The sequence below is a fragment of the Agriterribacter humi genome, assembly GCF_009192765.1.
Lineage (GTDB): Bacteria > Bacteroidota > Bacteroidia > Chitinophagales > Chitinophagaceae > Agriterribacter > Agriterribacter humi.
On the sequence record NZ_VOHQ01000010.1, the window covers coordinates 51,172 to 77,202 of the forward strand.

Consider the following 26,031-nt stretch of genomic DNA (forward strand, 5'->3'; position numbering starts at 1 on the left):
GAACCGGAATTTATTACTAAAATATAATAATAGCCCATATGTTGCGTTGAAACAAAACGGGTACCTCATTTAATTGCCCTAACACTGCACATTACACAATTTGCACAACCCTCATCTATATTATGAAAAAAATTTTCCTCATCATCGCCTGTATATCAGCCACTATTGTTTTCGGACAAAGTAAAAAATTTCAGTTTAAAACAGGTACTGAATATGGTTTACCCAAAAAAGCAGAAGATCTTTCTTTTTTTGGAAACGACAAGGACGGGATTGTAAATCTCTCTTTAAAAAAAGAAGCGCTTTATATTACACGCTTCAATCCCAAAAACCTGGCACAAACCGGTGAAAAGGTAATTGCGCTATCTGATGCTACCAAAAACATGAACAGTGAAATAGTTGCAGATTTTAACAACAATTATTTTTGGCTGAGAAGCGACTGGGATAAGAATACTCAAAAAGAAATATTATATGCCACTTCAATAGATGTAAAAAATGGCAGGATAAGCGATCTCAACCAGAAAATAATTGAAACACCCAAATTGGCCGGCGATGCCGTGATGACTGGTTTATACAGGTATAAGAAAGTAAATAAATTCGATTTCAATTTTGATGCGGATCATACTAAATTATTGGTAAGCTACAGGATTGCACCTGAATCAAAAAAAGATAAAAACAGCTTTGACAAAATAGGTATTCATGTTTTTGATGAAACACTTCATAAAATATGGGGGAACGAATTTATCATGCCTTATACGGAGGCAAGAATGGACAATGCGGACTTTTCTATTGATTCAAAAGGAAACGCCTACCTGCTGGCGAAAGTATATGACTCCGATGCAAGAAAGGAAACAGACAAAGCCACAGGCAATCCGGCATATCACTTAGAAGTATTTAAGTTCACTAAAGATAATAAGCAGGTTATACATGCAACTGTTTCTATTGATGCGTATTTTATCCGGGAATCAACGCTTATTGAAAACGCACTGCATGATATGATCATAGCCTGCACATACAGCAAAAACGCGAAAAACAAAGGAACGGAAGGTATTTTTCTGGGCATACTCAATACAGAAGGAAAAGTTGACGGCTACATGAAAGGCCATTATAAATTTCCCGTGTCGGAACTGGAAAAATTTGAATCGGCCCGCAAACGCAGAAAAATGGAAAAAAAGGATGATTATGAGATCCCAAACTTAACGGTAAGAGATGTGGCGGTTGAAAAGGACGGCAGTGTGTTTTTAGCTTGTGAGGAATATTACATTCTGCAAAAATCCAGGATGGATGGAAACGGCCGTTTTACCTATTATACTACCTTTCACTATGAAGATATACTGGCCACCAAAATAGATGCTTCCGGAAATTTTCAATGGATAAAGAAAATACCCAAACGGCAGGAAGGCAGCAGAGGTAGGGGAACGATGGGTTTTAAACTGATCAGCGATGCTACAGGATATTATTTTTTATACCTTGATAATTTAAAGAATTTGCATCTTGAGGAAGATGACACGCCGGCTAAACATGTTGATGGACTGGGCGGACAGGTGTTTGTAAGCAAGGTGGATCATAACGGAAACATATCCAAAGAACTGGTGTTTAACACGAGGGAAGAAGATATTATGATCTTCCCTTCCGAGTTCACTAAAATCAATGGCAAGCAATTTATTGGCAGGGCAAAGCTTAAGAAAACACTTTTTAAACCGCTGCTTATTACGGTTAATTAGTTATTGTTTCCTGACTCAGAGCTTTTGCACAAATCTTAAGAGAGGTTTCTTTCTCCGCGGTGTCTCCCCACGAGGCCTGTGCTTTTGACGGGGACGCTGCTGTATGTTATTATTACCACCTCGGTGTCAAATCAATATCCTGTAACAGCATATAATCTGTTACTTCAGAAATACACGATTTAATGTTTATTTAATCACCCATCGCCATCCGTAATATTCCCGCAGCATCGTCTGCCTCCCAATGGCTTTGCACGACAGACACTGCGGAGAATCAAATATAAAGCTATTACTTTCCGAAGGCTATCAACAGTCTCAGTACTTAGCCGGCAACAGGAATCGTTAAAAATCAAATCTCATAATTCTCCATTTGTCAACCGAAACTTTAAGCTGCACCTGTTGAGTTGATGGTATAGGTTTTCCATTGATCTTTTTCGGAGTCCATTCAGGACCTTCTTTCAAATATTTGGTTATCAGATTGGCAATGTAGGGGATGTTATCTTCAATGAGAACAAAGTCTTTTAAATTGCCGGTTTCATCTACCGTAAACTGAACGTTTACAGTACCCTGCCTATTCTGGATGGAGTCCTTATAAAACTTGTCTGCATTAATCAGGCGACTTAGATAGTTTGCCCGTTCCCGCTCCCCGCCAGGGAATGAAGCGTTTACCGTATCCCGTCTCTCCGCGTTAACAAGTTGGGAAACGGAAAACTTATTTTTTTCGGCTTTTGCGGCAAACGCAATTACCAGTAACACGGCAAGCGGTAATAACAGTCTAACGCCTTGCAAATGCGAATCGTTCTTTTTCTGATGAGTAATCATGGCTAATCTTCTTTTTTTAGATGATGCAAAAAAATGACTAACAATATAATTAAACTGGTTGTTGAAAGCAGTTGTTAACAGTAGAAGGGGAAAGTTCTTCCGTTTGCCCGTTTTTCACCGCTTTCTTTCTCCGCACTGTCTCCCCACAGGACTTTGTACGTTTGCCGGGGACGGTGCAATGCGCTATTATTACCCTCTTTGTCAAAATCAATATCCTGCAACAGCAATGCTGTTGCTTCCTAAATATACGATTTTATGTTTATTTAATCATCCGCCGCCATCCGTAATATTCCCGCACGTTGTCTGCTTCCCACTGGCTTTGCGTGACAGACACTGCGGAGAATCAAGCTGTTTAGTTTCATGCCATAATGTTTTCAATCCACTTTCGCAAAACGGAATGAATATACAAAAGGCTCCAGTATTATTCCGGGTGAAAGTTCAGCAGGAGTAGTCCGCTGAACTTTTATCACCACTGTTTTATTGTTTACCAGGTGCAGCGTAACAGATGCGCGGATAGACTTATTAGAACCCTCATTCATTATGGTATCGCCCGACTTTCCTATACCCGGCTGATCTTCTTTTAAAATTTTATAGCGTTGTGTGGCAACTGCAATATCCTCTGCGGTAATTTTCATTTCCTCCTGTAATTTACACGACGCGCAGCCGGCAAACCCATTAAATATGCTTAAAAAAGCAGTGTCGTTTGTTTTAGGATAATAGAACTGAATATAGCTTTTGATCTTCACCTTTTCTTCATCCAGTTCATCTATTTTCAGGTATCCCCTATGCGAGGCGGCCTTGGGTTCCACATCAACTAATTGCCAGTCTCCTCCAAAAGTTTCATTTAAGTTTACTCTTTTTCTTTCTGCTGTTTTATTGCCAGTTCCGGGCTTTATCGTTTTTTTTTCTGCCTCTTCTGTACCACGCGTTTCACTTTTTGCCGGCATTTTGGAATCAATATCCACTACATCTTCTTCACCTGTAGTTGTATCATTCGCATTTACTATTTTATCAGAACTGCCATTTACCGCTTCTTTATTTTTTGCTGAATACATAACAACCGCAGCTATTGCAATAACAAGAAAAGTAATGATTAATATAAGTGATGAAGTTTTTGTAAAAAATGATCTGGCATTTTTTTGTTGCACTTTGCTTTCTCCTGGTTGGAAAAATTCAGTAGCCGCACTACCATTTAATTCTCTTATTAAATGGGTAAGCCCTGCATTATAATCTTTTGTAAAATCTACATGCTGTAACCGTTGCAGCCTGAAAGGCGTTTTGCTGTCATGAAGAATAACCGGTATAACCTTTTTATCCTGATCCAGTGCGTAATACACTTCATCCAGCACATTATTGGAGATTACTGATTTTTCCGTTTCTATAAACAATAAGCAATCACAGGTTTCTAATGCTTTTTCTATTTCAAGGTCCCATTCGGAGCCTGCCCTGATATCCTGCTGATCAATCCATACATTAAAGCCCTCTTTCTTAAGATCGAGTGCAAGCCGCAAAGCAAAGTCCGAGCCATCGGCCCTGGAATAACTAAAGAAGATTTTTTTTAGCTCCATGGAAAAGGTATGTTACCTGAAAATACAGTTTAAAATTCAAAATTTAAATACCGAAGTCTGAAATCCGAAGCGAAATGCAATATCAAATATTAAATCTCAAATCATTCCCTTCCAAAACGATTTTGTGCAACGAAAGCATAACAATAAATCAAAAATCATAAAATCTCAAATCGGGAAATTCCCCGTCTCACTTTCTTCTCTCAACTTTTCACCTTTCACTTCTCTCCTTTCCCCTTTCCCCTTCCATACCTCGCCCCTTCTCCCCGCTTAGGTATCGTTCTCAAAATAAAATCGCACAGGTGCTGATTGCTCGTAGCCAGGTCTTCCTTGCGCAGGTACATCATGTGCCCGCTGCGGTAACCTTCCCATGTCATACGGCTTTGCAACTTACCGCCCGGGTCCATTTGCCACATATTGTATTTGGCATTGAAATAATCGCAGGCGCCATCGTAATAGCCGCTTTGCACCAGCAGGTGCAGATAGGGATTTTGCGCCATCGCCTGGCGGAGGTTTTCGCCGGTTTTGTTATTTTCATTGTCCCATGGAAATACATTGCCGAACATATTGTAAGGCAGGTCTGTTTTATAATTCAACTCATCGCGCAGGTAGATGTTGATGGCGGGGGTAAAGGCATGCAGCCATGCTGTTAGCTCGGCATTGTAATCCGGACGTTCACCACCATCTTTTTTATCTACGCCAAGATAGCGGGAGTCTAATCGTCCTACGGTATAACCTTTATCCCTCAATAATTCTTTCCAGAAAAAATTAGTGGAAATAGAAAGATTATTTTGCAGCACCGCTTTTTCACTCAGCCCGGAATAACGGACTACCTTAGCCGCTATTTGTTTTCTCCCGGCTTCACTAAGCGTACCGCCTTTTGCCAGCGCCGGCAAATATTCATTAATGGTAAAAGCTTCCACTTCGGGCAGCACAGCGCTAAGATCTTTTTGCTGTAAATCGGCGGGCAGCACTTTGTGATACCAGGCTGTTGCAGCGTAATAGGGCAGCAACAGCGCGGCGTCCATCACTCCTCCCCTTTCAATGCCCAGGTCGGTTGGCGAAACCAGTATCACGCCATTCAGGTATATCCATTGTGCATTCTGCAGTTCCAGCGCCAGTCCCGATACCCTTGTAGTGCCATAACTTTCACCAATCAGGTATTTGGGAGAAGCCCAGCGTTTGTACCGGCTGATGAAAGTACTGATCCATTCCGCCAGGTATTTGATATCGGCATTAACACCAAAAAATTTTGTCTTTGGTATATCCTTGTTCACAGCTCTTGAAAAACCGGTATTCACCGGGTCTACATATACAATATCCGCAACATCTAATATAGAATACGGGTTATCCCGCATGCCATAAGGCTGAACGGGGTACCCTTCGTCATCTATTTGAAGTATCCGCGGGCCTGTATAGCCGATCTCCATCCATACAGAGGGCGTACCCGGTCCGCCGTTGAATGAAATGACCAGCGGACGGGATGATCGGTCGTTCACATCAGATCTTTCGTAGTATGTGTAAAACACGCCGGCAAGTGGTTTTCCATTCTCATCCCATACGGGAATCGTGCCTGCGATAACGGTATAGGGCACGCGCTGACTTTTAATGGTTATCGCATTTTTTACAGTAACGGCAGAATCTATATTAAGCTTACGCACCAAAGCTTCCGTTTCCTTAGCTGATGGCGATGAAGGGACTTCAGGCTGCTTATTGTTTTGCTTTTGAGAAAATAGCGCCGGTAAAAATCCGAAGAACAGCAGGGCGAGCAAACATGTTTTTTTCATGCCAGGTAGATTTAAGCGTTAAAAACCGCTGTGCTTAAAAGTATTAAATAAAAATTTATTTTTGAAAAGTTAAGGCTATCCTTCGGGAAGTATAATATTTATTTTTTGTTTCAATTCCATGAATGATAATAACGATGTGTACAGCATCCCCGCCCGTTTCCGGCGTGTAGAAAACCTGCATATTTTATTATGGTTGCTTAAAGATATTTGCTGGGCTTTAGATTTTCACATCATGGGCATGATCATGATCATACCCACGCTTACCGTTGCTATTACCATTACCTGGCAAACGCGCAAGCTCATTGCAGAACTTTTACACAACCTGGCAGTGGTGCTATGGATAACGGCAAATTGCCTGTGGATGACAGGAGAATTTTATGGCTGGGATGAAGGTGCATGGGGCGCCCGCCACCTGGCACTTATTCCGTTTGGCATGGGCTTGTGTATACTGGTTTATTATTATTTCTTTTTAGGTCACAAAAAAAGCTTTAGAAAGAAAATGATATTAAAAGCGGGTGAACTGGCGAGGGAGGAAAAGATATAAAGAATGCAAATACAAAGAACCAAATTATAAGAACCAAATAAAACCTGTCTGCAGTGGCGGATAAAATAGCGAAAGCCCAAAGCCTGAAATCCGAAATTCGAAGCAATACAAAGAAATAAGAACCAAATTATATACAGATGGTTCGTTCCTGCCAATGACAAGCAAAATCCGGAACACAACGCTAAACTACAAATCACAGTCCACAAATCCTGCTATCCTGCTTAAATGATTTACCTTTGCAGTCCTTAAAAAAGCACAGGAATGTACAGGACACACACATGCGGGGCATTAAGCATACAGGATACCGGAAAAACAGTAACACTTGCCGGCTGGGTACAAACCATCAGGAAGTTCGGCGCCATTACCTTTATTGACCTGCGCGACCGCTATGGCATTACGCAATTATTATTCGGCGAAGAACTGAACCGGCAACTGGAAGAACATCCCCTGGGCCGGGAATTTGTTTTGCAGGCAAAAGGAGTTGTTGTGGAACGCAGCAATAAAAATCCTAATCTTTCTACCGGTGAAATTGAAATTAATATACTTTCATTTACCGTTCTTAACCAATCGGCGACGCCACCTTTTACCATACAGGACGATACCGATGGTGGCGATGATCTTCGCATGAGATACAGGTACCTGGATCTGCGCCGCAATGCGGTTAAACGCAATCTCGAACTACGTTATGCTGTGAGCCGTTCTGCCAGGAACTACCTGCACGAGAACAGCTTTATGGATATTGAAACTCCATTCCTTATCAAATCAACGCCCGAAGGAGCCAGAGATTTTGTAGTGCCTTCGCGCATGAATACCGGGCAGTTTTACGCATTGCCACAAAGTCCGCAAACTTTTAAGCAATTGCTTATGGTAAGCGGTTACGACCGGTATTACCAGGTGGTGAAATGTTTCAGGGATGAAGACCTGCGGGCAGACCGTCAGCCGGAGTTTACACAAATTGATTGCGAGATGAGCTTCGTGGATCAGGAAGATATACTCAACATGTTTGAAGGACTGATCAAGCGGATTTTTAAAGATATAAAAGGCATTGATTATACGGAACCGGTGGAAAGGATGACCTGGGAAGATGCGATGTGGGATTACGGTAACGATAAACCCGATATCCGTTTTGGAATGCAGGTGGCCAATTTGAAAGTGCCGCCGCATGTATATCTCAGCAGGCAGCAAACGATTCCTAAAACGCCTGTTGGCGAAGGCGGTTTTAAAGTATTCGATGAGGCCGAAACCCTTGTAGCTATTTCCGTACCGGGTTGCAGCGAATATTCCCGCAAACAAACAGATGAGCTAACGGAATGGGTTAAACGCCCACAAATTGGCATGAAAGGGCTGGCGTTTATAAAATGCAATGCAGATGGAAGCTTTAAGAGCAGTATAGATAAATTTTATACCGGGGAACAATTAAAACTTATCGCTACAGCGGTTAAGGCCAATGCCGGCGACCTGGTTTTAATTCTTGCCGGACCCGAAGAAAGAACCCGGAAAGCCATCAGTGAGCTGAGATTGGAAATGGGTAAACGCCTCGGCTTTAGAAAAGACAATGAATTTAAACTGCTGTGGGTGCTCGATTTCCCATTGTTTGAATATGCAGCCGATGATAACCGCTGGGTAGCGCGGCATCATCCGTTTACCTCACCCCGGCCTTCCGATATTGACACTATGATCGCCCATTCGCCGGCCATTGAAGATGCCGCAAAATACCTTGAGCACCCCTATGCGAATATCAAAGCCAATGCATATGATATGGTTTTGAACGGAAATGAAATTGGTGGCGGATCCATCAGGATCTTTCAAAGGGGATTACAGGAAAAAATGTTTGCCGCACTGGGCATGAGCAGGGAAGAATCGCTGCACAAGTTCGGTTTTTTATTAGGCGCTTTCGAATATGGCGCTCCGCCTCACGGTGGTATTGCGTTCGGGTTCGACCGCCTCTGTGCCATACTGGGTGGCAGCGAGAGCATCCGCGATTTTATCGCTTTCCCCAAAAACAACAGCGGAAGAGATATGATGCTGGATGCCCCATCTACTATTGATGAAAAACAATTAGAAGAATTAGCTATTCAATTAAAGACCATAGATCAAACATCACTTTAATACCAACATGAAAAAAGCTTTAAAAATATCGAATATACTATCCTGGATCAACCTCATCATTGGAGGGATACTGGTGCTTGGCGGTTTACTGAGCATGCTGATGACCCCCAATGCTTCCATTTTGCTGGTATCTATTGTGCTGACCGGGTCTATTGTATTACACAGTTATGCCGCATTGCAATTGCGTAAAAGTATTGTACACCCCGAAATTCCTTTAAATAAACAAACGCCTACAGGCATAAAGCTTATTGGCTTCATGGCTTTATTTTTCGCCGTACTCAATATCGGCAATGCAGTGGTTATCATTCAAAATGCGGCAGAAGTAGTAAAGCAGGTTCAGCTTCCGTTTAAACCCGAAGGTGTAGATCTTGTTGCCGCCATTCGGGGTGCAGGCATTTTTTCGTTGCTCTTTAGCATAGGCATTGCCGTTAATGTATTGCTGAGCATAAGGTTGCTGAGATGTTACCTGGCATCAAATCAGGAGGAGTAACCTAATACCCATACACAGCTATTATAACGGCTGCTCTCAGCTCTCCAAAAAAATGGTTGTCCTAAACTTTTTCGGCTATTCCACGGAAAGAAGCTATTATGCTATTGTGATTTCATGTATCTCATCGACAAAGTTAAACATGGTATAAATTATCCCCCTCCCCCCACGTTCAAATGAATATACCCGGCATTTATTTTCAGCACGCCCGTCTTTCTGCAAAATAAGGGGAAAAAAATTTTTAAAACCCATTTTGTTTAAATATTTTTATAAAAATTTAAACAAAAGAAATGGACTTGTTTTCTATTTCCCAGCTTGCACAATTTTCGGGAATTAAGCCACATACCATCAGAATGTGGGAACAACGTTATAATGCTCTGAAGCCTGATCGTTCTGAAGGAAACACAAGATATTATGACAATGTACAACTGAGGAGGTTGCTGAATATTGTTAGTTTGCAGCAACAAAGGTATAAAGTCTCAGAGTTATGCGCAATGTCCGATAAGCAAATTTATAAACTGATAGGCGATCTGCCCGATAACACGGACAACAATAAGGCAGATGACTATTTTATCTCCCAGCTTATAGCAGCAGGCATGAGCTACGATGAAATACATTTTGAAAAAACATTTTCTCATTGCCTCCTCAAGTATGGAATGAAAGAAGCCTACACAAAAGTGATATACCCGATGCTGGTACGGCTAGGACTCTTGTGGACAAAGGATTCAATACCTCCTGCGCAGGAACATTATATCAGCAATTTACTGCGTCAAAAGTTTTTTACAGCAATTGATGCACTGCCCCCAGCAAAGTCCGGATCGGATTGCTGGCTATTGTATTTACCAGAAAATGAATTTCATGAAATAGGTTTATTACATGCTTTCTACCTGATCAGGCTTTCGGGTTCAAAGGCCATTTACCTGGGAGCTAATTTGCCAGTTGACTCCCTGAATGAAGCCGTGGATCAATTTTCGCCGGAGCATTTGCTTCTCTTCCTGGTACATAACAATTTGCCCCGTGATACGGAAGATTACCTCAATGAGATAGCCCGTCGTTTTACATCGAAAAAAATATTTGTAGCCTGCCAACACAAAATCATCACCCAGGTTAAAACGCCAAAAAATGTTCAATGGCTGGCTTCTGTTGCAGATCTTGAACAGCAACTGGCAAGTAATAGTGTTATAAATTAGTAACCAAAATATAAACAACGATTCATGTCCAAAATTGCAGTCATTGGCTCAGGATTTTCAGGTTTAAGCGCAGCCGCTTATTTATCAGCCTCGGGTCATGAAGTGCATGTGTTTGAAAAAAATGAAACAGCCGGTGGCAGGGCACGGCAATTGAAAACAGATAACGGCTATCTTTTTGATATGGGTCCGAGCTGGTACTGGATGCCGGATATATTTGAAAGTTTTTTCAATGATTTCGGATACAGGGTTGAGGAACTTTATAAATTAACATTACTTGATCCTTCTTTTGATATTGTTTTTTCCGGGCAGCAAACACTAACCATTCCTGCAAACTATAGTGCATTATGCGACCTGTTTGAATCCATAGAGAACGGAAGTGCACGCAGGCTGGAAACATTTATGCAGGAAGCACGGTATAAGTATGAAACGGGAATGCGAAAGCTGGCGTATATGCCAGGTTTATCGCCTCTGGAATTTGCCGATCCCCAATTAATAAAAGGAGCAATGCGTTTGCAGCTATTTTCCAGCTTCAGCAAACACGTACGCAAATATTTTTCGAATCCCAAATTGATTGCCTTAATGGAATTTCCCGTGTTGTTTTTGGGTGCAATGCCCGGGCAAACGCCGGCTTTGTACAGTTTGATGAATTATGCGGGCTTACAATTAGGAACATGGTATCCCCAGGGTGGATTCGGGAAAGTTATCGCAGCCATGGTGCAGGTGTGCCAAAAACAGTCCGTCTACTTTCATTTCAATAGCCCGGTTGAAAAAATTGTGGTTGAAGACAATCTTGTCCGGGGCGTTATTATAAAGGGAACGGAAAATGCGTTTGATGCAATAATAGGCTCAGCCGATTACCACCATATTGAAAGCGCGTTACTCCCTGTATCGCACCGGAATTATACGGAAGCCTACTGGGGTAAAAGAACGCTTGCTCCTTCCTGCCTCATTTATTATGTTGGTGTTAGTAAAAAAATAACATTGTTGCAGCATCATACTTTATTCTTTGAAGAGCCGCTTTTACAGCATGCTGAAGACATTTACAAATATCCAAAATGGCCGGTAAAGCCCCTGTTTTATGTATGCTGCCCATCCAGGACAGATAATGAAGTGGCGCCTTACGGGCATGAGAATTTATTTCTTTTAATGCCATTGGCTCCTGCACTGGAAGATAATAATATCCTGCGGGAAAAGTATTTTGAAATAATGATGCAACGCCTCGAAAAGCAAACCGGCGAGGACATAATGTCATACATTGATTACAAAAAAAGCTATTGCCTCAGCGATTTCATTACTGATTTTAATGCCTATAAAGGCAATGCGTACGGACTGGCCAACACATTAATGCAAACGGCTATATTGAAACCCAGCATCCGGAATAAAAAAATAAAAAACCTCCTGTATGCAGGGCAGCTCACTGTTCCGGGTCCCGGCGTTCCGCCTTCTCTTATTTCCGGAAAAATTGCAGCAGAACAGTTACTAAAATACCTCAAAAAACAAAAGTATGAAGCCGCTATTTGATCATTTGTCCGCCCAGGTAAGCAAAATGACTACCCGCACCTATAGTACCAGTTTTTCATTGGGTATCTACTTTTTGAATAACAGGCTACACAATGGTATTTATTCCATATATGGCTTTGTAAGAGTTGCCGATGAAATAGTAGATAGTTTTGAAGGATACGACAAGCAATCCCTGCTTCAAAAATTCAGGCAGGAAACCAATGAAGCGATAGTAAACCGGATATCGGTTAATCCTATTTTAAATGCTTTCCAGGATACGGTTCATCGGTACAACATAAAACCTGAATTGATTGAAACTTTTTTTTGCAGTATGGAAATGGATTTGGAAAAAATACAGTATACCCCTGAAAAGTACCGGCAATATATTTTGGGTTCTGCAGAGGTAGTGGGTTTAATGTGCCTGCAGGTATTTACCGGCGGAGACAGAAAAATGTATGACGAATTGAAATTATATGCCATGAAACTGGGAGCAGCATTTCAGAAAGTAAATTTTTTAAGGGATATGAAAGACGATTACCAGTTGCTGGAAAGAAGCTACTTCCCTGAGGTAGATATGACAGCCTTTAGCGGAACCCAAAAAAAACAAATTGAAAGAGAAATTGAGCAGGATTTTAAAATAGCCTTAACCGGCATTAAAAAACTCCCCGCTTCCTCCAGGGGCGGCGTTTACCTCGCATATGTATATTACCGGTCTTTATTTAATAAAATAAAAAAATTGCCCCCTCAAAAGATATTCACGGAAAGGATAAGAATTAATAATGGAAAAAAAATTGGCATATTGCTTAATAGCATGCTACAATATAAAATGCATTGGATATAAAGCGGATTATGAACTTATACCGGCTGTAAGCGCCGATATTGCTAACCCCAACCTGAATAGCTTGCTAAAGCGTTAAACAATGAATCCATTTATTTATAGAACAGAACAGTTTTTGCCTGTAGACATCGGCACTGCGTGGGATTTCTTTTCATCGCCCCAAAACCTTGCAGTGATAACACCTCCCGAACTTCACTTTAAAATGCTAACCGTTCCCACTCATAACGGGATTTACGAAGGAATGATTATTGATTATACGATAAGGCCTTTTTTTGGTATTATGCTGCGCTGGACAACTGAAATATGCCAGGTTAGAAAACCGATGATGTTCACCGACAAACAACTAAGGGGACCGTATACTTGCTGGGAACATACACATACCTTTATTAAACAGGAGAATGGCATACTAATGACAGATGAAATCAAGTATAGTTTACCTTTTGGAATACTGGGCCGAATAGCTCATCTGCTGACAGTGAGAAAACAAATTGAAAATATCTTTGCGTACAGAAAGAACGTTTTAAACAAATTATTTACGAATCATGGAAACAGTAATCGCTAAAATACTGATGGTTGTGATTGCCTTTTCCGGTATGGAAACCGTTGCATGGTTTACCCATAAATACATTATGCACAAATTCCTATGGAGTTTACACAAGGATCATCATAAAAAAGAATCATCGGGCTTTTTTGAACACAATGATTTCTTCTTCCTCATCTTTGCATTACCGGGCATAGCCGGCCTTTTTTGGGGTGTTATATATCATTTTAACTTTCTTTTCTGGTGCGGACTTGGCATTAGTTTATATGGCATGGCCTATTTCCTGGTTCATGACGTTTTTATTCACCAACGTTTTAAAATTTTCCGGAATACCGATAATTCTTATTTAAGGGCAATACGCAGAGCCCATAAAATGCACCACAAGCACCTGGGTAAAGAAGACGGGGAAAGTTTTGGGATGCTGTTCATACCATTTAAATACTTCCGGAGTTCCAAAACAAAAAGTGCATCATGAAATCTCTTTACCTGCTGGTTAATTTCTTCTCGGTTATTATACCCCTGCTGTTTTCCTTTCACCCGAGAATAAAATTCTATAAAAACTGGAAGGCCTTTTTTTATGCAAGTATTCCCGTATCTATAATTTTTATAGTATGGGACGTTATTTTTACGCATTACGGAGTTTGGGATTTTAATCCGCGGTATGTTACAGGAATATTTCTTTTAAAACTGCCTCTTGAAGAAATGCTTTTTTTTATCTGTATTCCTTTCTCCTGTGTATTTACCTATTATTGCTTTAACCGATTTTATAATCTTGCCTGGAACAAGAAAGTAGAATTCTTTTTCTGTATATTTTTCTCACTGTTCCTGGTAGTAGCAGCGTATATATTTAAGGAGAAATTGTACACTTTTGTTACTTTTATAAGCACAGCATTTGTTTGTATCCTTTTAAAGTTCGTATGCAGGGTTACCTGGTTTGGAAAAGCCGTAAGCGTATATGCAATCCTTTTAATTCCATTTTTTGTAGTTAATGGGATCCTTACCGGAACTGGATTAGAAGAGCCCGTTGTACGCTATAATGATTCAGAAAACCTGGGACTTCGTGTCTTTACTATACCTATAGAAGATGCTTTTTTTGGATTGGAGCTCATGCTGGCTTACCTGCTTTTTTACATACGGCTGGAAAAGAAAAACGAAGAAGGCGCAGAAGAAACCAATTACAGAACGGTTAAAATGAAAAACATATGACTGCAAAACAATTAAGCATATGCAACGCCGCAGCACTTATTGTCACCATATTCATCAATTACCTTTCCAATACAGGTATAGTCAATAATAACACGATGAAGGATGTATCGGACCGCTATCAAAATCACTTTACGCCTGCCGGATATGCGTTTTCGATATGGGGCCTGATATACCTTGCCTTACTTGCCTTTGTTATTTATGGGCTTGCCGGCACCTTCAAAAAAAAATCAACCGATAGCGGTTTTGTTACTCAAATTGACTGGTGGTTTGTTATTTCCTGCATGGCTAACTGCTTTTGGATTTTTGCATGGCTCTATGACTATACCGGATTATCCGTATTGATCATGATCATACTCCTGGTAGCTTTATTTAGAATCGTTATTGCAACGAACGTGAAAAGGGAACGGAGCACGTTTAAAAAATCATTGTTCGTCTGGTTACCTTTTTCTTTATACTCCGGGTGGATCACCGTTGCATTGATCGCCAATATCGCTGCTTACTTAATCAAAATAAAATGGAATGGCTTCGGAATTACGGAAGTTAACTGGACTATTATCATGATATGTGCCGCCGTGATCATTAATCTTTTTATGACGTGGAGCCGAAGGATGTGGGAATATGCTTTGGTGGGCGTATGGGCACTGGCAGCCATTGCAATAAATAACCAGAGCAGCAGCACACCGGTAGTGCAAACCGCTTTTATTGCATCAGGTATACTATTGGTAAGTTGTATACTGCAGGCATTAAAGCCCCAAAAAGTTGTGCATGATAAATAGTGCTCTCCCGGACGGTATTAAAACTCCAATCAATATATGCTGGCTGCGAAGGGATTTACGGCTGAATGACAACAGGGCGCTGTATCATGCCTTAAAGAGCTCATTCCCTGTATTGCCCGTGTTTATTTTTGATACCCATATCCTCAATCATCTTTCTGATAAAAAGGATAAACGCATTGTATTCATACATGAGACCATTGAGCAAATAAATACCGTGTTAAATGAAAATGGCGCGTCTCTCCTGGTGCTGCATTATGAACCACTGACAGCTTTTAAAAATATCTGCTCCGCACTTGATGTCAGGGAAGTATTTGCCAATCATGATTATGAGCCTTATGCCATTAAAAGAGATGCAGCAATACAACAATTTCTGTTACAAAAAAAAATCCTCTTCCATACATACAAAGACCAGGTAATTTTTGAAAGATCGGAAGTAATGAAACCTGACGGCACGCCTTACACGATTTTTACTCCTTATTCAAAAAAGTGGAAACAAAAGTATGCGGAACAAAAAAACATTATTTACCCAAGTGATAAATATTTACACCGACTCTTAAAAACTAAACCGCTTGCTATCCCTTCTTTGAAAGAAATCGGTTTTGAAAAAATAAATATTCACATCCCTCCTTTGAATATACAGGAATCCACTATAGCACACTATCATAAAACCCGCAATTTGCCTGCAATTAATGGAACAAGCTATGCAGGTATTCATTTGCGTTTTGGAACGGTAAGTGTACGTCAACTGGTAGAACTTGCTTACCGGTTTAACGAACAATGGCTGAACGAACTGATATGGAGAGAATTTTTTATGATGATCATTTTTAATTTTCCTTATGTTGTAAACGGGAGTTTTAAAAAGAAATATGACCATATTCAATGGCGAAACAATGAAGCTGAATTTGAACTTTGGTGCAAAGGCAAAACGGGTTATGCCCTTGTAGATGCAGGTATGCGCCAACTGAATGCTACCGGCTGGATGCATAACAGGGTTCGGATGATTGCGGCCGGCTTTTTAACCAAACATCTGCTCATTGACTGGCGCTGGGGCGAGGCGTATTTTGCTGAGAAACTGATAGACTATGAACTTGCTTCAAATAACGGTAACTGGCAATGGGCGGCAGGCAGCGGGTGCGATGCGGCACCATATTTCCGGATATTTAATCCGGCAGCACAAGCCCAAAAGTTTGACCCGCAACTGGCTTATATTAAAACATGGATAAAAGATTTCAAACCTGGTTATCTGCCTCCAATCGTAGCGCATGAATTTGCACGAAAGAGGGCACTGGAAGTGTATAAAAAATCGGTTAAGGAAATATAAATTACGGGCAATATTTAATGGGGTATTACACCCCCCCTTTGCATTACATATTAACCGTAGCGCCAAGCCAGGCCATCATTCCGGCCCCCAGCGGTATTGCCTCTTCATCAATATTAAAAGTGGGTGTATGCACACCTGAAATAATTCCTTTTGAAATGTTACCGGCTCCCAAACGATAAAAACAACCGGGTATTACCTGCGAGTAATAACCAAAATCTTCAGCTCCCATACGCAGTTCCGATTCTTCCACATTTTCTGCACCTGCATATGCAGCGGCAGCGGCTTCAGCTATACTATTCAGATGTTCATTGTTATAAACCGTAGGATATCCCACATCTATGAGCAGATCAATTTCGGCTCCCATGCTGTGTACCAGTTCGGTAGATAACTTACGTATAAGGTCATGCGCTTTAAAGCGCCATATTTCATCCATCGCCCTGAAAGTTCCCATCAGCTTTACTTCGCTGGGTATTACATTGGTAGTGTGCCCTCCATGAAAAGAAGTAATGGATAACACCGAGGGCGAAAAGGGATTGCGGTTGCGGCTAACGATTTGCTGTAAGGCAACAATCAGTTGCGATGCAACCAATATGGTATCCACGGTCTCCTGCGGTGCGGCGGCATGACCTCCTTTGCTTTTTATGGTAATGTAAATTTCATCGGCGCTGGCCATGATCTTTCCGCCCCTGAAACGAAATTTTCCAATTTCAAGCTGGGGATGTACATGCAGTCCTAAAATAGCAGATGGACGGGGGTTTTCCAGCGCACCTTCCTTAATCAAAAGACTGGCGCCGCCCGGATTCTTTTCTTCACCCGGCTGGAAAATGAGCTTAATGGTTCCCTCCCACTCCTCTTTTAATTCATTCAATATGCGTGCAGCGCCCAACAGGCAGGTAGTATGCACATCATGCCCGCAGGCATGCATTATACCCACATTCTTTGATTTATAGGGCACATCATTTTCTTCTGTAATGGGAAGCGCATCCATATCCGCTCTCAGTGCAATTACTCTTTTTTCAGGATTCTTTCCTTTCAGTAAACCAATTACACCGGTGGTTGCTTTTATGGTATAGGGAATGCCCATGGCATCCAACTGTTGCTGCACCAATTTGGAGGTTTCAAATTCCTTATAGCTCAATTCGGGATGGGCATGTAAATGATGCCGTATTTGAACTAAATCGGCAGCGTACTGTGATGCAAGTCGCTTTATCTTATCTTTTAGCATGCGCCAAAGATACGAAGGAAAAGAAATCTCTATCTTCTTACCGTCATTTCGAAGGAGTAAATCAATGCTCTTCTTTTTACCTCTTTTTAACGACTGAGAAATCTGTTGGGCGGTAGTGCTAATGCCAGGCAGATTTCTCCTTCGCTTTTAATGATTACAAAACACAATCTTCATGTTGCTTCAGTTCCTTATTTATCCATCTGAAATTCAAACGCATCATAGGGCGCTGTACGCCAGGCGAACTGTTGTGTAGTAGGCGATATGGCAAAGAAGGGAGAAAATGTTTTTACTTTAACCGTTTTGCCATCAGGTAAAAATTCGAGTATCCGCAACCAGCCATCACCACCATTTCCATACCAGCCGCCGCCCATCGCCTGGGCATTAAATACCATCTGGTTTACTTTTTTTCCGGCCGCATTTTTATCTGTCCTGAATCCTACATGTCCTTTAGCGTTATTGGGTTCTCCTATGTGCCCCGAAAATACCAACTGAATATTGGTGGAAGGCTGTACCAATTTGTGCCAGATGGCCGCTCCGTAATTGCCATCTGTTATATTATAGTTCTCTTTTTCAATTTGCTCGTTAGCAGAACTAAGATAAGAATGCGTAAGGATAATGCCCGTATGATCTTTGTATTTCTCCATTGCGGTTACCTTTTTCGCCCATGCAATGATGGTATCCCGGGGAGCGAATTCGAGCGTAAGCAATAAAAACCTTCTGCCCTGCGGAGATGTGAATTCGAAAGCGGCATTTTCCATAGTGGGTATTCCCTCCGCATTGAGCCCGGCTTCGCGGATCAATTTTTGCGTTTTAAAATTCTTGTCAACAGGGAAATAGGTATTATAGTTTGAACGCCGTACGCTGATATTGCTATAGCCATAATCATGATTACCCGCCGCAAGCACATAAGGTACTTTACCATCCAGCCTGCCAAATGCACGGGCCACAGAAGCCCACTGCCTTCTGCTCGGTTGATTAACGGTTTTACCATCGGGGTTTATCATTTCATTCTGCTCTACAAGATCACCGGTACACATCACCAATTGTATGTTCAGCCTGTCAATATTTTCGCTTATCCACGCTGTCATTAATTCAAATAGTGGCTGGTTGCGCTCAAACTTCTGGTAGGTTTGCGGATCGGGTAGCATAATGATTGACCAGGAATTGGAATCACTGAGGGCCGGTGGAGTATATTTTTGCTGCTGGGCTACAGCATGGGTTAAACACAATATTGCAACAACAATGCTGCAAAAGAATTTCACATTGTTTCGTTTCATCCGTAGTTTGATTTAGTATTGATAAGAATCTGAAAGATATAATTTCTTTTTTCTTTTTTGCTTGCCAAAAAAGAAACAAAAAAAGGTACACGAAAATCCAGCCTGCCACCTGTCCGGATGAACCGTTCGGACGGGGCTGGCAGGGATTACTGCCCGTTTTCGTGCTTGTTCCCTGATGCAGCCTTAGTACTACTGTGACTTCAACAATAGCAAGTTTATTTCAGGCATCTGGTTCAACCTGCTAACCCAAATCGTCCCTTCAAGTGTTATTGAAAAATACAAAGGGTAAATTGAGATGCAGGACTGCGGCAAGGTTGGTAGTGCTATGTCAAACGTGAAACGTGAGAAGTGAAACACTTCTTTCACTTTTATCCTCTCACTTTTCACGATAATATACAGACATAATTTGCTTGGCTTAACAGTAGTAACAATTGTTGAAACAAAATCACTATTTATAAAACAATTTCACGACTTAAACGTCAAATATTATTTTTTTACTAATGCACTCTTGTTACGCTGGTATAATTGATATAGCTGTATTTACCCAGCATTGTTCTTTCCATCATTAACTTATACTTTACCTGTTTCAATTTTGATTCTGTCAAAATGATCTCTTTTTTGGGTGTCATTGGCTTTATATTATTGTTCCGAAGCAATTCATACATTACCCTGCCCTGCATTTGTGCTGGGGCAGTTATATTATGAATGTGCAAAACAGTAGGTACAATATCAATATTGGAAGTGGGCAAATTGCTTTCAAAGGCAGGCTTAAAGAATGGCCCGTATGCTATTAAAGGAATATGTATTTCATAGGGACTTGAACCGCCATGCCCTGCCACGCCTCCGGCAAAATCCGTTCCCGCATATCCCAAACTGTTTTTATTGTTGTTCCAGTTTTCGGTAACAAGAATATCAGCGGCCCGTTGAGGATGATTCCAGTGAATGGATTCAAAGGACAGGGTTCCTTTTATTGCGCCTTTCATTGATCCTGGTTTGACAGCTTTTGTAAAAATAGCGCCTACCCATTCCTGTTCCTGCAATGCTTCAACAATCTTTTGAATCAGCACAGGGTTATGCGCTTTTACATACAAAGCGCCATCGGCTAATATGATATCATCAGAGTCTTTACTCTTTTTGAATCCCTTTTGTATTAAAAAATCTGTAAAGCCCTGCTTTCCCGTGTGGGTTACAAAACCATGATCGGCTGTAACAATAATATTAAAAACAGGCTCCAATCCCCTTGCCCGGATAGTATCCAGTATTCTGCCAAACTGGGCATCTACTGCTTTTAAAGCGGTTATCGTAATAGGTACGCCAATGCCATGCTCATGCGCGGTGCCATCGGGATCGGAAAACCAAATAGCGCTTACTAACGGCCCATTGGCAACCAGTGTATACCTGCACAAGGCATCTGTGATCCATTGATGCCGCGCAGTATTGGGTGTAGCATCTTCAGGCGGTGATCCTATGGATGCAGTAAGCCCGGCTTTAAAAGCTTCCGGAAGTATAAGATCCGGATTGATTATGGCGCCATTAATCGTATGATTTTGCAGGAATGCCTGTCCTGTTGTGCCCGAACTGTATACGAACATTTTTTCACCTTCTGCCCGCAGCACTTCGCCCAGTGAAGGGGCAGTAAGCAATTTACCGGAAGTAGTATCCATAATATGCCTGAGGTTACCGGCGTTCCCTGTACTTAAACTTTTTTGGGCATTTACCGCCGGCAGATATATCGCATTACCCATTAAACCATGTGCTGCCGGGTAAGAACCTGTAGCATAAGAAGCGGCATTTACTCTTGTAACGGTAGGGAATACACTATGATTATCTTTACCATAGGCCGCTTTTTTTCTGAATGCATACAAATGAGGCATCCACTCCGGTTTAATATAATCCGGCCGCAAACCATCAAATACTACAATAAGGGTGTGTATTGCTGAAGTGTCCTTTTCAGCCACTGACGCTTGTTCTGCATGTGCATTAGTCGAAAAAGAAAAGATGAGTCCCCAAAAGGATAGTTGAAATATGGATTTCATTTTTTAAAAGATTCATTTATAGGCACCGGTAACACATTTTATGGCGGCATCATTACGTCGCAATCCGTTCCTCCTCCGGTTTTCATAGCAACTTCCGGCTTATACAAAATCTGTAAAACTAAATGTAAACAGATCCTAAGATAAGGTTATTTTTATACACAGTCCAATGCCGGTGCATAAAGAATATGCGAAGTAAAGGGGATTAAAGTTAAATCCGAAGTCGGATGCCGCACGTGCGGATAAAAGCCAAATATAAAATTCGAAGCTAAATGCAGTCTCAACTATCGCTGTTCGTGGCGTCCCTGATTGTCGTCAGGAAGGTTCGCCACGAATGATTACAATATCGCCTCCGGGCAATAATACATGAGTGGTCCGCAACGGCAAAGTTTAAATTACAATCGCCCGGAGGCGATAATAAGCAAGTGCCAGGCGAGGACGCCTGGCACAGTTTATGTGAGTGGTGAACGCCTATGAATTAACAAACCCTGGTTTAAAAGGTAATTTCACCCGAACTTTGGTACGATCAAAAAAATATACATATTAAATTATCCCACAACACAATGAAAAATCTTTATTTGCTTTTATTCTTCTTCTTTCTTAGTTCTTATCAGATACCGGTTAAAAAAGAAATTGCAGATCCTGCCAGTTACCTGGATACTGTAAAAACAGCGCTTCAAAAAGAATGGCCAAATAACCGCACGATTAACCTTGTTTTTCACGGGCATTCTGTTCCGGCCGGGTATTTTAAAACACCTGTTGTTAATACACTCGAAGCATATCCCTGCCAGGTGCTGAAGGCGCTCAAGACTGCTTATCCTTACGCAGTTATCAATATTATAAATACTTCCATTGGCGGAGAAAATTCCGAAAGTGGTGCAAAAAGATTTGCAACAGATGTACTGATCCATAAGCCGGATGTGCTGTTTATAGATTATGCATTGAATGACCGGGGCATGGGTTTGGACAAAGCGAAAGCATCCTGGGAAGCAATGATCAGGCAGGCACTGGAAAAAAATATAAAAATCATACTGCTAACGCCATCGCCCGATACAAGCGTTCATATTACTGAGCCCGGCAATGTACTGGAAAAACATGCGCTTCAGATAAAATCCATGGCAAAAAAATACGGCATAGGTCTGGCAGACAGCTATGCCGCATTTAAACAGGTTGTCAATTCAGGTAATAACCTTGATGCTTATATGTCGCAGATCAATCATCCCAATGAAAAAGGACATGCGTTGATCGCGGAAGCGATATTGAAATACTTTCTTAATTGATTACCGCTTTAATCATTACCGGCTGATGGTCGGAAGGGTAACGCTGATCTTTGGCATCGGTAAGTACGCCATACTTCAATACTAAAGAAATTTAACTATCCTTCCTCAATTATCCTTTTGATTTTTTCCAGTTCAATAACATCTATCTGGTCTTTAGGTCGGTTAACAGCTTTCTTATTAGCTATGAGCTGGTTAATATGCAGGAAAGGAATTTTCACATCATCTATAGCTGCAATAGCAGCCATTTCCAGGCTTTCATCAAAGCTGTATTCTTCCAGGCCTTTCATATTAATAATAATATCCAGGCGCAGTCCATTCAATAAATGAAAATCAGTCCAGCCCGGAACAAACTGTATTCTGTCCAACATGAAATAATCGCCCATCCCGCATGCCATAAATGCTGCCCTTAATCTTTGCCGGTTCAGCGCCGTATCTTCGAGCCATATATCTATATCTCCGGTAAACCGGTGATAGCCATGCAGGTTAGCAGCGTAACCACCTACCATTATATATCTGACAGCTTTGTTTTGCAGTGCTCTCCAAAAATTCAGTATTACTTTATCAAATATGTCCACAAAATTTATTTACTCATATACGGCTTATGTGTTATTGCCGCTTTTCGCATCGTTAACTGTATTTTATACAAACGTGTAGCCATTAAAAACCGCTCTTTATAAGAGCGCTTCAGGGCTTCTCTCAAAAGATCATCTCCGGCCTTTTCATATCCGGATACAGGTTCCTTGTTTTTTTTCCCGGCCATTACTTGCTGATTTAATCACAAATGCTGAATGCAATTTAGGAAAAAATATAGCGGTAAGCAATACACTACAACCCCGGTTATCTGTTTATATTTCAGGCTCTGACTGGCATATCGCATAGACCAGCCCTTTGAGACAGCCTCCTAATATCAATTGATTACCGCTTTAATCATTACCGGCTGATGGTCGGAAGGGTAACGCTGATCTTTGGCATCGGTAAGTACGCCATACTTCAATACTTTTATACCCTTGCTTACAAAAATATAATCAATGCGATTCTTCATAGGCGCGGTAAACTTAAAAGAATTGAACGTTCCAACGGGTCCATAAGGAGGATCCTGTGTTACTTTATAGGAATCGTTTAGTATGGTTTGCATTGCCTGGATCTGCTCTGTTTCCGGGGTGGAGTTAAAATCGCCCACACATATCGCCGGTGCATTTTTTGCGATCTCCTGTATTTTTTTAACCATCAGCTTGCCCGATTCCTGGCGTGCTACAACACCCTGGTGATCGAAATGAACACTGAAGAAATAAAATGTTTTTTTGGTTTGCAGATCCTGGAATTTGCCCCAGGAGCAAATACGGTTACAGCATTTGGCATCCCAGCCTTTGCCGGGCTTATCAGGCGTTTCGCTCAGCCAGAAATCGCCGGAATCAAGTAATTTAAACCTGTCTTTTTTATAAAAAATAGCCGAATGTTCGCCGGCTTCTTTACCGTCGTCGCGCCCATGCCCCGTACGTGCATATGCTTCCATTTCCGAAATACCATTCATCTGATCTATCAATCCTTCCTGTGTCCCAAAAATATCAAACTCGTGAAACCGGATCAGGGCTTTTACATTTTCCTTCCTGTTCGGCCAGGCATTTAAACTGTCGTGGGAGTTATTATAACGAATATTATAGGTGGCGATAACTACCGGAGTATTTTTTTGAGCAATAGCGGATTGAATACAAATGCAAACAAGCAAGGTTAAAACGATTCTTTTCATCTTGATTTATTATTTTTTTTAAGAAAAGTAACCACCTGTTTGGGATGGTTACTATTGCTAAGTTAATTATAATGTGTCGCATTGCTTTGTCAGAGGCTGTATTTGCCTTCGTTGAGAAAAAGTTCAATTTGTCTCATTGGTTTGCTTCTGTGAAAAATCACAATACACGAACAATTTGTATGAAACTTGAATAACCTTTGGGGCGCTATGCGGTCTGACGCTCCTTGCGTTGCGTACCGGGCGCATTTCAAATCTCAAATCTCAAATTAAACCGTTTGCTATTCCCACCCCGGATTCTGGCCCAATGCAGGATTCATGGTCCGGTCGGCTTCAGGTATCGGATACAAATACTTTTTATCTAACCATTCTCTTACTCCGGGATTCCATATTACCTCACCTGATGTGCCGTTGGAAAGCTGTATCCGGCCTGCTACAGATGAGGGGCTTACGTCTACAAAAGCAATGGTGGGATTGGAGCCTGCAGGCTTCGTACCCTGGTAAAACACAACATCATTAATTCCGTCCTCATTCAGATCGTATTCACCCAGAGCGGGCACATAAATGCCATTCATAGGAGCGTCCTGGAACAGTTCTCCGATATGCCATCTTTTTAAGTCATCCGGCCGAAGCCCTTCAAAAACCAGTTCAACGGCGCGTTCCCGCATCACTTCTAATAAAACCGGGTCGGTAAATTTGCCTTTATAATAATCCACCAGGTAGGGATCTGCAGTTGAAGGCATTGTGGTGAGCGTTGGCCCTGTAATCCCGGCACGTTTACGCAATGCGCCGATTGTAGCAGTCCAGTCAGCATCGGTCATCGTTCCCAGTTCCGCCATCGCCTCGGCTTTGTTCAATAACACTTCAGCCCAACGCATAATGATATGCGCGTTATCGTTGCGGCTTTCATCATCATAAGGAAATCGCTCATCATAGCACCATTTTATAGGCTGATAACCGGTAACGGTTTGGTTAAAATTAGGAGGCGCGATAACGGGAACCGCATTTTCAGTCCGCTGATAATCACCCAGGCGGATGGTTTGTTTCAATCGCAGGTCACGGTTTTTCACTTCATCGTCAAAAGTTGTTGTTTTATAACCGGGATCATCGGTAAAAGGCACACCATCTAACTTAAGGTAGGTGTTTACAAAATGACGCGTGAGGCTCGGCCGGCTTCCGTAAGTAGGGCTTATGAAGCGACGGTTTGCCGAGCTAAATACCTGCAAACTGGCGTCCAGCGTCACAGCCAGGATGGTTTCATCAGCATAAGGGTTTTTCGTTATAAACAGTTCCCGGTAAGAACGCTCGTCCGTAGCTGCTTTATGCAGTGTGAACCCCGTAATATCATTGGCAGCGTTCACCACCTCCTGGTACCATGTACCGGCAGTACCCTGCATATTGTAGCTGGTATAGTATTTCCGTAATGATGCTTCGTAAAGGCATATACGCGTTTTATATGCTCTGGCTACGTTTTGAGTAATCCGTGTGCTGGAGGGATCCGCGGTGAGTGTGATGTTTTCGATGGCATAATCCAGGTCGGCCAGCACCTTATCCATCACATCAAAACGACTGGTACGGGGGCCTTTCAGTGTAGCGCTATCACTTACTTCTATTGTTTTGTCAATCCATGGCACATCGCCAAAACGCTGAACCTTATCAAAATAAAACAACGCACGAAAAAAGCGGGCCAGCCCAAGATAGTGTTCTTTCCCTGGTACCGTGCCTTTTTCGGCATTTTCAATAAAATAGTTGATGTTACGCAGACTGCTCCAGCTCCATCCGGAACTCGTTACGGGGCTTAATGCTCCCGCGGCCAGAAAATCGTCCACGCCATTGCGGGCTACCAGGTCCGACACATCATCGCCCTGGAACACTCCTACATCCGTATTTGGCAGGATGTCATAAAAAGAATTGGTATACAGTTCCATACCGCTTGTTGATCCAAAGATCGCCTGGTTACTGGCGGTCGCAACAGGAAGCTCTTCCAGGTCACAGGCCGCAAACGACATAAAGCCGAATGCTACTGACAGATAATAAAATAATTTCTTCATAATATTTTATACTATAA

General features: G+C 41.7%; 23 protein-coding genes. 13 read left to right on the forward strand and 10 right to left on the reverse strand.

Annotated elements, in window-relative coordinates; genetic code table 11:
- Positions 1-122: 122 nt before the first annotated feature.
- The gene (locus FRX45_RS16215) at positions 123-1,721 is read left to right on the forward strand and encodes a hypothetical protein (RefSeq protein WP_152269505.1); all 1,599 of its coding nucleotides are present in this window, start codon (positions 123-125) and stop codon (positions 1,719-1,721) included.
- A 339-nt stretch (positions 1,722-2,060) separates the two neighbouring features.
- Here the strand turns inward: FRX45_RS16215 and FRX45_RS16220 are convergent, their stop codons facing one another.
- From FRX45_RS16220 to FRX45_RS16230, 3 genes are all read right to left on the reverse strand, one after another.
- Entirely contained in the window at positions 2,061-2,540 is a 480-nt protein-coding gene (locus FRX45_RS16220; RefSeq protein ID WP_152269506.1) for an energy transducer TonB, read from the reverse strand.
- A 374-nt stretch (positions 2,541-2,914) separates the two neighbouring features.
- Complete coding sequence (locus FRX45_RS16225) at positions 2,915-4,108, reverse strand: toll/interleukin-1 receptor domain-containing protein (protein WP_152269507.1); 1,194 nt, start codon at positions 4,106-4,108, stop codon at positions 2,915-2,917.
- Between the two features lie 215 nt (positions 4,109-4,323).
- Positions 4,324-5,892: a S10 family peptidase gene (locus tag FRX45_RS16230; protein WP_152269508.1), complete on the reverse strand. Its 1,569-nt coding sequence runs from the start codon at positions 5,890-5,892 to the stop codon at positions 4,324-4,326.
- Between the two features lie 118 nt (positions 5,893-6,010).
- On the opposite strand from FRX45_RS16230, the gene FRX45_RS16235 reads away from it, so the two are divergent.
- From FRX45_RS16235 to FRX45_RS16285, 11 genes are all read left to right on the forward strand, one after another.
- Positions 6,011-6,436, forward strand: coding sequence for a hypothetical protein (locus tag FRX45_RS16235; RefSeq protein WP_193311739.1), 426 nt, complete (start codon positions 6,011-6,013; stop codon positions 6,434-6,436).
- Between the two features lie 261 nt (positions 6,437-6,697).
- Entirely contained in the window at positions 6,698-8,545 is a 1,848-nt protein-coding gene (gene aspS, locus FRX45_RS16240) for an aspartate--tRNA ligase (protein ID WP_152269509.1), read from the forward strand.
- A gap of 7 nt (positions 8,546-8,552) precedes the next feature.
- Positions 8,553-9,035: a hypothetical protein gene (locus tag FRX45_RS16245; RefSeq protein ID WP_152269510.1), complete on the forward strand. Its 483-nt coding sequence runs from the start codon at positions 8,553-8,555 to the stop codon at positions 9,033-9,035.
- 287 nt (positions 9,036-9,322) lie between these two features.
- Positions 9,323-10,222, forward strand: coding sequence for a MerR family transcriptional regulator (locus FRX45_RS16250; protein ID WP_152269511.1), 900 nt, complete (start codon positions 9,323-9,325; stop codon positions 10,220-10,222).
- Between the two features lie 24 nt (positions 10,223-10,246).
- Positions 10,247-11,743 (forward strand): phytoene desaturase family protein, encoded by a 1,497-nt coding sequence (locus FRX45_RS16255; protein WP_152269512.1) that lies wholly within the window; start codon positions 10,247-10,249, stop codon positions 11,741-11,743.
- Positions 11,727-12,563 (forward strand): phytoene/squalene synthase family protein, encoded by an 837-nt coding sequence (locus tag FRX45_RS16260; protein WP_152269513.1) that lies wholly within the window; start codon positions 11,727-11,729, stop codon positions 12,561-12,563. Before FRX45_RS16255 ends, FRX45_RS16260 begins: the two co-directional genes overlap by 17 nt.
- Before the next feature lie 79 nt (positions 12,564-12,642).
- On the forward strand, positions 12,643-13,122 hold the full coding sequence (locus FRX45_RS16265; protein ID WP_152269514.1) for an SRPBCC family protein: 480 nt from the start codon (positions 12,643-12,645) through the stop codon (positions 13,120-13,122).
- Positions 13,103-13,576: a sterol desaturase family protein gene (locus FRX45_RS16270; protein ID WP_152269515.1), complete on the forward strand. Its 474-nt coding sequence runs from the start codon at positions 13,103-13,105 to the stop codon at positions 13,574-13,576. The genes FRX45_RS16265 and FRX45_RS16270 overlap by 20 nt, the downstream gene beginning before the upstream one ends.
- Positions 13,573-14,307, forward strand: coding sequence for a lycopene cyclase domain-containing protein (locus FRX45_RS16275; protein WP_152269516.1), 735 nt, complete (start codon positions 13,573-13,575; stop codon positions 14,305-14,307). Before FRX45_RS16270 ends, FRX45_RS16275 begins: the two co-directional genes overlap by 4 nt.
- On the forward strand, positions 14,304-15,083 hold the full coding sequence (locus FRX45_RS16280) for a tryptophan-rich sensory protein (RefSeq protein ID WP_152269517.1): 780 nt from the start codon (positions 14,304-14,306) through the stop codon (positions 15,081-15,083). The genes FRX45_RS16275 and FRX45_RS16280 overlap by 4 nt, the downstream gene beginning before the upstream one ends.
- A complete protein-coding gene (locus FRX45_RS16285) occupies positions 15,073-16,404 on the forward strand; it encodes a cryptochrome/photolyase family protein (RefSeq protein ID WP_226805417.1) in 1,332 nt (443 codons plus the stop codon). Before FRX45_RS16280 ends, FRX45_RS16285 begins: the two co-directional genes overlap by 11 nt.
- A gap of 43 nt (positions 16,405-16,447) precedes the next feature.
- On the opposite strand, the gene FRX45_RS16290 is transcribed toward FRX45_RS16285, so the two are convergent.
- The 3 genes from FRX45_RS16290 to FRX45_RS16300 all read right to left on the reverse strand — a co-directional run bounded on the left by FRX45_RS16290 (position 16,448) and on the right by FRX45_RS16300 (position 20,942).
- On the reverse strand, positions 16,448-17,629 hold the full coding sequence (locus FRX45_RS16290; RefSeq protein WP_152269518.1) for a M20 metallopeptidase family protein: 1,182 nt from the start codon (positions 17,627-17,629) through the stop codon (positions 16,448-16,450).
- Between the two features lie 188 nt (positions 17,630-17,817).
- Entirely contained in the window at positions 17,818-18,906 is a 1,089-nt protein-coding gene (locus tag FRX45_RS16295; RefSeq protein ID WP_152269519.1) for a metallophosphoesterase, read from the reverse strand.
- 497 nt (positions 18,907-19,403) lie between these two features.
- Positions 19,404-20,942 carry an alkaline phosphatase family protein gene (locus FRX45_RS16300; RefSeq protein ID WP_152269520.1) on the reverse strand — a complete coding sequence of 513 codons (1,539 nt, stop codon included), beginning with the start codon at positions 20,940-20,942 and terminating at the stop codon, positions 19,404-19,406.
- A gap of 560 nt (positions 20,943-21,502) precedes the next feature.
- On the opposite strand from FRX45_RS16300, the gene FRX45_RS16305 reads away from it, so the two are divergent.
- The gene (locus FRX45_RS16305) at positions 21,503-22,219 is read left to right on the forward strand and encodes an SGNH/GDSL hydrolase family protein (RefSeq protein ID WP_152269521.1); all 717 of its coding nucleotides are present in this window, start codon (positions 21,503-21,505) and stop codon (positions 22,217-22,219) included.
- A 95-nt stretch (positions 22,220-22,314) separates the two neighbouring features.
- Here FRX45_RS16305 and FRX45_RS16315 read toward each other — a convergent pair whose 3' ends face one another.
- The 4 genes from FRX45_RS16315 to FRX45_RS16330 all read right to left on the reverse strand — a co-directional run bounded on the left by FRX45_RS16315 (position 22,315) and on the right by FRX45_RS16330 (position 26,014).
- Positions 22,315-22,794: a hypothetical protein gene (locus FRX45_RS16315; protein WP_152269522.1), complete on the reverse strand. Its 480-nt coding sequence runs from the start codon at positions 22,792-22,794 to the stop codon at positions 22,315-22,317.
- A gap of 5 nt (positions 22,795-22,799) precedes the next feature.
- On the reverse strand, positions 22,800-22,979 hold the full coding sequence (locus tag FRX45_RS16320; RefSeq protein WP_152269523.1) for a hypothetical protein: 180 nt from the start codon (positions 22,977-22,979) through the stop codon (positions 22,800-22,802).
- Positions 22,980-23,126: 147 nt separating this feature from the next.
- Positions 23,127-23,966: an endonuclease/exonuclease/phosphatase family protein gene (locus tag FRX45_RS16325; protein ID WP_152269524.1), complete on the reverse strand. Its 840-nt coding sequence runs from the start codon at positions 23,964-23,966 to the stop codon at positions 23,127-23,129.
- A 278-nt stretch (positions 23,967-24,244) separates the two neighbouring features.
- Positions 24,245-26,014, reverse strand: a complete 1,770-nt coding sequence (locus tag FRX45_RS16330) for a RagB/SusD family nutrient uptake outer membrane protein (RefSeq protein ID WP_152269525.1) — start codon at positions 26,012-26,014, stop codon at positions 24,245-24,247.
- Positions 26,015-26,031 lie beyond the last annotated feature (17 nt).

Coding starts and splice junctions, on each gene's coding strand:
- FRX45_RS16225 (WP_152269507.1), bottom strand. CDS start 4,108: ATGGAGCTAAAAAAAATCTTCTTTAGTTATTCCAGGGCCGATGGCTCG.
- aspS (WP_152269509.1), top strand. CDS start 6,698: ATGTACAGGACACACACATGCGGGGCATTAAGCATACAGGATACCGGA.
- FRX45_RS16260 (WP_152269513.1), top strand. CDS start 11,727: ATGAAGCCGCTATTTGATCATTTGTCCGCCCAGGTAAGCAAAATGACT.
- FRX45_RS16305 (WP_152269521.1), top strand. CDS start 21,503: ATGAAAAATCTTTATTTGCTTTTATTCTTCTTCTTTCTTAGTTCTTAT.
- FRX45_RS16280 (WP_152269517.1), top strand. CDS start 14,304: ATGACTGCAAAACAATTAAGCATATGCAACGCCGCAGCACTTATTGTC.
- FRX45_RS16320 (WP_152269523.1), bottom strand. CDS start 22,979: ATGGCCGGGAAAAAAAACAAGGAACCTGTATCCGGATATGAAAAGGCC.
- FRX45_RS16235 (WP_193311739.1), top strand. CDS start 6,011: ATGAATGATAATAACGATGTGTACAGCATCCCCGCCCGTTTCCGGCGT.
- FRX45_RS16330 (WP_152269525.1), bottom strand. CDS start 26,014: ATGAAGAAATTATTTTATTATCTGTCAGTAGCATTCGGCTTTATGTCG.
- FRX45_RS16250 (WP_152269511.1), top strand. CDS start 9,323: ATGGACTTGTTTTCTATTTCCCAGCTTGCACAATTTTCGGGAATTAAG.
- FRX45_RS16220 (WP_152269506.1), bottom strand. CDS start 2,540: ATGATTACTCATCAGAAAAAGAACGATTCGCATTTGCAAGGCGTTAGA.
- FRX45_RS16245 (WP_152269510.1), top strand. CDS start 8,553: ATGAAAAAAGCTTTAAAAATATCGAATATACTATCCTGGATCAACCTC.
- FRX45_RS16295 (WP_152269519.1), bottom strand. CDS start 18,906: ATGAAACGAAACAATGTGAAATTCTTTTGCAGCATTGTTGTTGCAATA.
- FRX45_RS16255 (WP_152269512.1), top strand. CDS start 10,247: ATGTCCAAAATTGCAGTCATTGGCTCAGGATTTTCAGGTTTAAGCGCA.
- FRX45_RS16230 (WP_152269508.1), bottom strand. CDS start 5,892: ATGAAAAAAACATGTTTGCTCGCCCTGCTGTTCTTCGGATTTTTACCG.
- FRX45_RS16300 (WP_152269520.1), bottom strand. CDS start 20,942: ATGAAATCCATATTTCAACTATCCTTTTGGGGACTCATCTTTTCTTTT.
- FRX45_RS16270 (WP_152269515.1), top strand. CDS start 13,103: ATGGAAACAGTAATCGCTAAAATACTGATGGTTGTGATTGCCTTTTCC.
- FRX45_RS16325 (WP_152269524.1), bottom strand. CDS start 23,966: ATGAAAAGAATCGTTTTAACCTTGCTTGTTTGCATTTGTATTCAATCC.
- FRX45_RS16275 (WP_152269516.1), top strand. CDS start 13,573: ATGAAATCTCTTTACCTGCTGGTTAATTTCTTCTCGGTTATTATACCC.
- FRX45_RS16215 (WP_152269505.1), top strand. CDS start 123: ATGAAAAAAATTTTCCTCATCATCGCCTGTATATCAGCCACTATTGTT.
- FRX45_RS16265 (WP_152269514.1), top strand. CDS start 12,643: ATGAATCCATTTATTTATAGAACAGAACAGTTTTTGCCTGTAGACATC.
- FRX45_RS16290 (WP_152269518.1), bottom strand. CDS start 17,629: ATGCTAAAAGATAAGATAAAGCGACTTGCATCACAGTACGCTGCCGAT.
- FRX45_RS16285 (WP_226805417.1), top strand. CDS start 15,073: ATGATAAATAGTGCTCTCCCGGACGGTATTAAAACTCCAATCAATATA.